This is a genomic window from Pseudoalteromonas sp. TB51, from assembly GCF_000498055.1.
Taxonomy (GTDB): domain Bacteria; phylum Pseudomonadota; class Gammaproteobacteria; order Enterobacterales; family Alteromonadaceae; genus Pseudoalteromonas; species Pseudoalteromonas atlantica.
Genome location: NZ_AUTO01000045.1, coordinates 1 through 1904 on the forward strand (window position 1 = coordinate 1; position 1904 = coordinate 1904).

The 1904-nt window shown below is 44.4% G+C and carries 2 protein-coding genes; both read left to right on the forward strand.

Going from position 1 to position 1904, the window contains the following annotated elements:
* The first annotated feature begins 135 nt into the window (after positions 1-135).
* Positions 136-1626 (forward strand): CoA-acylating methylmalonate-semialdehyde dehydrogenase, encoded by a 1491-nt coding sequence (locus tag L650_RS0101315; RefSeq protein ID WP_029771902.1) that lies wholly within the window; start codon positions 136-138, stop codon positions 1624-1626.
* A 141-nt stretch (positions 1627-1767) separates the two neighbouring features.
* Positions 1768-1904: acyl-CoA dehydrogenase family protein (locus tag L650_RS23470; protein ID WP_164835524.1), on the forward strand; the 137-nt coding region annotated here is incomplete at its 3' end.

The following is a 1904-nucleotide window of genomic DNA, read 5'->3' on the forward strand; positions in this document are numbered from 1 at the left end:
AAGCTGTAGCCATGGCTGTAGAGGCTTACTAACAAAAAAGTTAATTAACTAACAGCAACTAAAATGCACCGTACTCATACTAATAACAAAACGGTGCCATTTTTTAAAAGAACACACTAACAACAGGATTTACCCATGCACCAAGTTCCACTACTCATAAATGGCGAATTTGTTCAGTCGGCTTCAAACGAGCTTATTGATGTAATTAACCCAGCAAACCAAGAAGTACTTGCGCAAGTTCCATGCACTACCGACTCAGAAATGGATGCAGCGATTGCCTCGGCCTCAGAAACATTTAAAACATGGAAAGATGTGCCCATTACCGAGCGTGCCCGCATTATGATGAAATACGCGGCGCTGTTAAAAGAGCACCACGATGAGCTTGCAACCATTATTTGCCACGAACTAGGTAAAACGTTTGAAGATGCAAAAGGCGATGTATGGCGCGGTATTGAAGTAGTAGAACAAGCAGCTAACGCACCGTCACTAATGATGGGCGAAACAATGGAAAATGTTGCCCGTAAAATCGATACCTATTCTTACATGCAGCCCCTTGGCGTATGTGCAGGCATTACGCCGTTTAACTTTCCGGCGATGATCCCACTTTGGATGTTTCCGCTAGCTATTGTATGTGGTAACACCTTTATTTTAAAACCCTCTGAGCAAGACCCGCTCACTCCAATGCGTTTAGCTGAGCTATTTATTGAAGCCGGCGCACCAAAAGGCGTATTACAAGTGGTTCATGGTACAAAACCGCAAGTAGACCGCTTATTAGAAGACAAAGCCGTACGTGCAATTTCGTTTGTGGGCTCGTGTGGTGTAGGTGCATACATTTATTCTAAAGGCACACAAAACCTTAAGCGCGTACAAGCGTGTGTGGGTGCTAAAAATCACATGGTTATTATGCCAGATGCGAGTAAATCGCACGTGGTAAATAACCTAGTTGGCGCATCGGTTGGTGCAGCAGGCCAGCGTTGTATGGGTATTTCGGTGGCTGTGTTTGTAGGCCAAGCAAGTGAGTGGGTAGATGAAATAAAAGCAGGCTTTGAAACCGTACGCCCAGGCGTGTGGGATGACAAAGACGCAGCCTACGGCCCACAAACATCAAAAGCAGCAAAAGAGCGTATTTTATCGCTTATAGCAAGCGGTAAAGAGCAAGGCGCCACCTGTTTAATTGATGGCTCAAACTACACAGTAGAGGGCTTTGATCAAGGTAACTGGGTTGGCCCAACTCTATTTACCGATGTGACAAAAGAGATGGATTTATACAAAGAAGAAATCTTTGGCCCTGTGCTTGCCTGTATGTTTGTAGATACGCTTGATGAGGCAATTGCCCTTATTAACGAAAGCCCGTACGGCAACGGTACCTCGTTATTTACCTCAAGTGGCGCTGCGGCTCGTAAATTTCAACATGAAATTGAAGTAGGCCAAGTGGGTATTAATGTGCCTATTCCGGTGCCGCTGCCGTTTTTCTCGTTTACGGGTTGGAAAGGCTCGTTTTACGGCGATACGCACACCTATGGTAAGCAAGGTATACGTTTTTACACAGAAACTAAAACCATTACTTCACGTTGGTTTGAAGACGACATCGCTTCAGGTCCAAACATGAGCATTAATTTAAAATAAACACACTCAAAAATAATAATAAAGAAGGGCGCAAAGGCTAAACTCGCTGACAAGCAACTAGAACACACACATCAGCCTTTGCCGCTCTTCACTCATTTACCCTAATGGGACACACTAACAACACAATTAAAGAGGTCTACCATGGACTTTAACTTATCAGAAGATCAACAAGCCTTTGCAGAAACTGCACGCCAATTTGCAGAATCAGAACTTGCTCCACATGCAGCAAAGTGGGATCGCGAGCATATTTTTCCTAAAGATACGATTAAAGCGGCGGG